The 5,113-nt window shown below is 70.8% G+C and carries 6 protein-coding genes; 5 read left to right on the top strand and 1 reads right to left on the bottom strand.

Features of this window, described 5'->3' with window-relative positions:
• From G6028_RS02525 to era, 5 genes are all read left to right on the top strand, one after another.
• Positions 1-714: 16S rRNA (uracil(1498)-N(3))-methyltransferase (locus G6028_RS02525; RefSeq protein ID WP_182657948.1), on the top strand; the 714-nt coding region annotated here is incomplete at its 5' end.
• Between the two features lie 29 nt (positions 715-743).
• Positions 744-1,805, top strand: a complete 1,062-nt coding sequence (locus G6028_RS02530) for a PhoH family protein (protein WP_259844134.1) — start codon at positions 744-746, stop codon at positions 1,803-1,805.
• On the top strand, positions 1,802-2,296 hold the full coding sequence (gene ybeY, locus G6028_RS02535; RefSeq protein WP_182617320.1) for an rRNA maturation RNase YbeY: 495 nt from the start codon (positions 1,802-1,804) through the stop codon (positions 2,294-2,296). Before G6028_RS02530 ends, ybeY begins: the two co-directional genes overlap by 4 nt.
• 3 nt (positions 2,297-2,299) lie before the next feature.
• Positions 2,300-3,622, top strand: a complete 1,323-nt coding sequence (locus G6028_RS02540) for a hemolysin family protein (protein ID WP_179524967.1) — start codon at positions 2,300-2,302, stop codon at positions 3,620-3,622.
• Positions 3,619-4,527 (top strand): GTPase Era, encoded by a 909-nt coding sequence (era, locus tag G6028_RS02545; protein ID WP_182609948.1) that lies wholly within the window; start codon positions 3,619-3,621, stop codon positions 4,525-4,527. The genes G6028_RS02540 and era overlap by 4 nt, the downstream gene beginning before the upstream one ends.
• A 21-nt stretch (positions 4,528-4,548) precedes the next feature.
• On the opposite strand, the gene G6028_RS02550 is transcribed toward era, so the two are convergent.
• Positions 4,549-5,113 (bottom strand): alpha/beta hydrolase fold domain-containing protein (locus tag G6028_RS02550; protein ID WP_182657949.1); only part of this gene is annotated, 565 nt, incomplete at its 5' end.

Genomic DNA, 5,113 nt, shown 5'->3' on the forward strand with positions numbered 1-5,113 from the left:
GGCTCGGCCCTGCGGGTGCGGCCAGGCGAGCTCCTCCGGGTCGGGGACGGGCGCGGCCAGGTCGCGGACTGCTCGGTGTTGACGTCGGGGCCCGGCCGGGTCGAGGCAGAGGTCCTGGCCCGGACCGTGGTCGAGCGACCGACGCCCCTGGTGACCGTGGTCCAGGCGCTCCCCAAGTCCGATCGCTCCGAGCTCGCCGTGGAACTGGCCACCGAGGCCGGGGCGGACCGGATCGTGCCGTGGCAGGCGGACCGGTGTGTGAGCCGCTGGGCGGGCCCCAAGCTCGACAAGGGCCGGACCAAGTGGGCCAACGCGGCCCGTGCCGCCGCCAAGCAGTCCCGGCGCGAGTGGGAACCGGAGATCGGCGACCCGCTCGACTCCACCGGTCTCGTGGCATTCGTGGCCGAGGAGGTCCGAGCGGGTGCGACCGCGCTGGTGTTGCACGAGGACGGTGCCGCCGGTTTCGCGGACGCCGTGACCGCGGCGGGTCCCGTGGAACGCATCCTCCTCGTCGTCGGGCCCGAGGGCGGCGTCTCCGACGCCGAGATCGACTCACTCACCCACGTCGGGGCCCGCGCCGTCGTCCTGGGTCCCGAGGTGCTGCGCACCTCCAGCGCCGCCGCGGTGGCGCTCGGCGCCCTCGGAGTTCTCACGCGGAGATGGGCCCGCACTGGTACTACACTCGACCCGACCGCACCACCACCCAGGAAGTGATCCACGTAGGTACCCCAGAGAACGACGCAGTGAGTGACACGGTCGCCCGGACGCGGGGCGACGACCGCCGGGACCCCGGCGGCCCGCCCTCCCGCACGGCGGTCCAGCTCGACCCGGACCTGGCCATGGCGGTGCTCGGCGCCGCGGACGCCAACCTCCGGGCGCTCGAGGAGCTGCTCGACGCCGACCTGCACGTGCGGGGCGGCACCATGACCATCTCCGGCGACCCCGGCGCCGTCGACCAGGCCTCACGAGTGGTCTCGGACCTGCTCCGGCAGGCCGGACGTGGGGTGGAGATCACCCCGGCGTCGGTGCGACGCTCGGTCGAGATCCTCGCCGACTCCGGGCCGTTGACCCCCGAGGAGGTGCTGGGCACGGACGTGCTGTCCCGGCGCGGCGGGATGATCCGGCCCAAGACGGTGGGGCAGAAGCGGTACGTCGACGCGATCGACGACCACACGGTGGTGTTCGGGCTCGGACCCGCCGGAACGGGTAAGACCTACCTCGCGATGGCCAAGGCGGTCGCCGCGCTGCGGGCCAAGGACGTCAGTCGCATCATCCTCACCCGCCCGGCGGTCGAGGCCGGGGAGCGGCTCGGCTACCTGCCCGGCACCCTGCACGAGAAGATCGACCCGTACCTGCGGCCGCTGTACGACTCGCTGCACGACATGATGGACCCGGAGGCCATCCCCAAGCTCATGGCGGCCGGGGTGATCGAGGTCGCCCCGCTGGCCTACATGCGTGGGCGCACCCTCAACGACGCGTTCATCATCCTCGACGAGGCGCAGAACACCACGCCCGAACAGATGAAGATGTTCCTGACCCGCCTCGGCTTCGGCTCGAAGATCGTCGTGACAGGGGACATCACACAGATCGACCTCCCGGGTGGGCAGCGATCCGGACTCAAGGTGGTGCGCGACATCCTCAAGGGGGTCCCCGACATCCATTTCTCGGAGCTCACGTCCGCGGACGTCGTGCGGCACGCGCTGGTGGCCCGGATCGTCGACGCCTACGCGAAGCACGAGGAGCGCCTCGAGCGGGGCGAGGAACCCACCGCCGTACACAGGAACAGGGAGCACCGCCGCCGATGAGCATCGAGGTCGCCAACGAGTCGGGCGTGGAGGTCGACGAGGCCGAACTCATCGACGTGGCCGCGTTCGTGATCGCCCGGATGGACGTCCACCCCGCCGCGGAACTGTCGATCACCCTCGTGGACAAGGACACCATGGCGGATCTCCACGTGACGTGGATGAACCTGCCGGGTCCCACGGACGTCATGAGCTTCCCCATGGACGAGCTCTCCCCGGGGGGTCGCCCCGACCTGCCCGATCCCGGGCCGGCGATGCTCGGCGACATCGTGCTGTGCCCGGCGTTCGCCGCCGACCAGGCCGCCAGCTCCGGTCATCCGCTCGCGCACGAGCTCGCGCTGCTGACCGTGCACGGGTGCCTGCACCTGCTCGGGTACGACCATGCCGAGCCGGCCGAGGAGCGCGAGATGTTCGGCCTGCAGAACGAGCTGCTGGGCGAGTGGTACGACCACCGGGACGCCCCGCAGGACGACGCCCCGCGCGCGGACGCCTGACCCGTGGACCAGACCATTCTCACCACCGGCGCCGCCGTTCTGCTCATCCTGGTCGCCGGCGTCTTCGCCGCCCTCGACGCCGCGCTGAGCACGGTCTCGGTGGCCCGGGTCGAGGAGATGGCCAAGGAACCCCGCTACGGGGCGGCGAGGCTGTCGTTGATGCTGCTCAACCGGCCGCGCTACATCAACGTCACGGTGCTACTGCACCTGTTGAGCCTGATCGCGGGGGTCGTCCTCCTGACCGTGGTGTTCGCCGAGGTCATCGAGTCCACGGTCTGGGCCCTGGTCGGGGTGATCGCGGTGACGACGATCGCGGCGTACGTGGTGGCCGGCGTGGGTCCCCGCACGCTGGGGCGCCAGCACGCCTACTCACTGGCACTGGGTGCCTCGACCCCGATGCGGGTGCTCGGGATGGTCCTGGGTCCCGTCGCCAGCCTCCTGGTGGGTGTCGGCAACGCCGTCACCCCGGGCCGGGGCTTCCGCAACGGCCCGTTCGCCTCGGAGATCGAGCTGCTCGAGATCGTGGACATGGCCCGTGAGCGCGGGGTCGTGGCCGACGACGAGTCGCGCATGATCCAGTCGGTGTTCGAGCTCGGGGACACCACCGCCCGCGAGGTCATGACCCCGCGGACCGAGATGGTGTGGATCGAATCGGACAAGACCGTCGGCCAGGCGGCCCGGTTGACCGTCAAGTCCGGGTACTCCCGGATCCCCGTGGTGGACGGTGACAACTCCGACGACGTGGTGGGGGTGATCTACCTCCGCGACATCGTGGCCCGTCTCGACGACCCCGACGGCCGCGCGGCCCCGGTCGCCGACGTGATGCGACCCGCGGTGTTCGTGCCGGACGCCAAGCGGATCGACGACCTGCTGTCGGAGATGCAGAGGGACCACAACCATCTGGCGATCCTGGTCGACGAGTACGGCGGAACCGCCGGGCTGGTGTCCATCGAGGACATCCTCGAGGAGATCGTCGGCGAGATCGTCGACGAGTACGACACCACCGAGGTGCCCCCCGTCGAGGAGCTGGAGGACGGGAGGTACCGGCTGTCGTCCAGGCTCGGTCTGGACGAGGTCGCAGAGTTGTTCGACGTGGAGTTCCCGGACGAGGTGACCGAGGAGGTCGAGACCATCGGGGGACTGATGGCGCTCGAACTCGGTCGCGTCCCGCTGCCCGGGGCGCACGTGGTCACCGAGGGGCTCGACCTGCGCGCCGAGGGCGGGCACGACCGTCGCGGACGGGTCAGGGTGGTCACCGTGGTGGCCGAACGGATCGACCTTGCCGCCGACGGCACACACGAGAACGACGACGAGGAGAACCGATGACCACGCCCGAGGGCTTCCGGAGCGGGTTCGTCAGCTTCGTGGGCCGGCCGAACACCGGCAAATCCACCCTCACCAACGCGCTGGTGGGCGAGAAGATCGCCATCACCTCCTCGCGGCCCCAGACCACACGGCACGCGATCCGCGGGTTGGTCCACCGACCCGACGCCCAGATCATCCTGGTCGACACCCCGGGGTTGCACCGGCCACGCACCCTGCTGGGCGAGCGGTTGAACGCCCTCGTGGAGGACACCTACTCGGACGTCGACCTGATCGGGTTGTGCATCCCTGCGGGAGAGCGGATCGGCCCCGGCGACCGCTGGATCCTCGAGCAGGTGCGCAAACTCTGTCCCACCACCCCGATCCTCGGCCTGGTCACCAAGATCGACACCGTGTCCAAGCAGAAGGTCATGGAGCAGTTGGTCGCGGTCTCCAGGCTCCTCGGGCCGGACTCCGAGGTCGTCCCGGTGTCCGCCGCGTCCGGTGAGCAGGTCGACGTGGTGACGGACGTCATCGCCTCCCTGCTCCCCGAGGGGCCGAGGTTCTACCCCGACGACGTGATCACCGAGGAGTCGGACGAGACCCGGATGTCCGAACTCATCCGCGAGGCCGCCCTCGAGGGCGTGCGGGACGAACTGCCCCACTCGATCGCCGTGTCGATCGAGGAGGTGCTGCCCCACGAGGGGCGTGACGACATGGTGGACGTCCACGCCACCGTCTACGTGGAGCGGCAGAGCCAGAAGGCGATCGTCCTGGGCAAGGGCGGCTCGCGCATGCGCGAGGTGGGCACCCAGGCCCGGGCGGGGATCGAGCAGCTCCTTGGGACCAAGGTCTACCTGGACCTGCACGTCAAGGTGCTGAAGGAGTGGCAGCGCGACCCCAAGATGCTCGGGCGGCTGGGTTTCTAGACCGCGGTCGTGCGAGTCCTTCTAACGCACGGCCGCACGAACGACCCCCACGATCGTCTCCCGTGCGGCCCGTCCCTCAGGGGTGGGCTGGAGCGGGTGCACGTGGAGTAGCCCCTGCTCCTCGATGTACGTGACGTCCACGCCGGCGGCGCGGGCCCGCTCCACCCCGAGTCGCACGTCGGGCAGGACGATGTCGCGGGTGGCGGCGAAGACCGTCAGCGGCCCCAGACCGGTGAAGTCCCCGCACAGCGGGCTCACCCGCGGGTCGTCCACCGGCAGCTCGGCACGCCAGGCGTCGATGAACACCCTCAGGCCTCGTCGGGCGAGCCACGGGTCACTGGGCTGGACCCGGTCGATGTCCGGGTTGCCCATCGCCAGGTCGAGCGCGGGGGAGATCAGGATCGTCGCCGGAAGACGGGACACACCCCGGTCCCTCAACTCCATCGCCGCGGACAGCGCGATCTGGCCCCCGGCGCTGTCACCGGCGAGACACACCGGGCCGTGCTCGGCGACCTCGTCCCGCACCAGGTCGGCCACCCCGGCCACCACGCCCGCCGCCGTGCCGCGGTTCGTCGCCGACACCGGG

Origin of the sequence: Dietzia cercidiphylli, from assembly GCF_014145145.1 — a bacterium.
Lineage (GTDB): Bacteria > Actinomycetota > Actinomycetes > Mycobacteriales > Mycobacteriaceae > Dietzia > Dietzia natronolimnaea.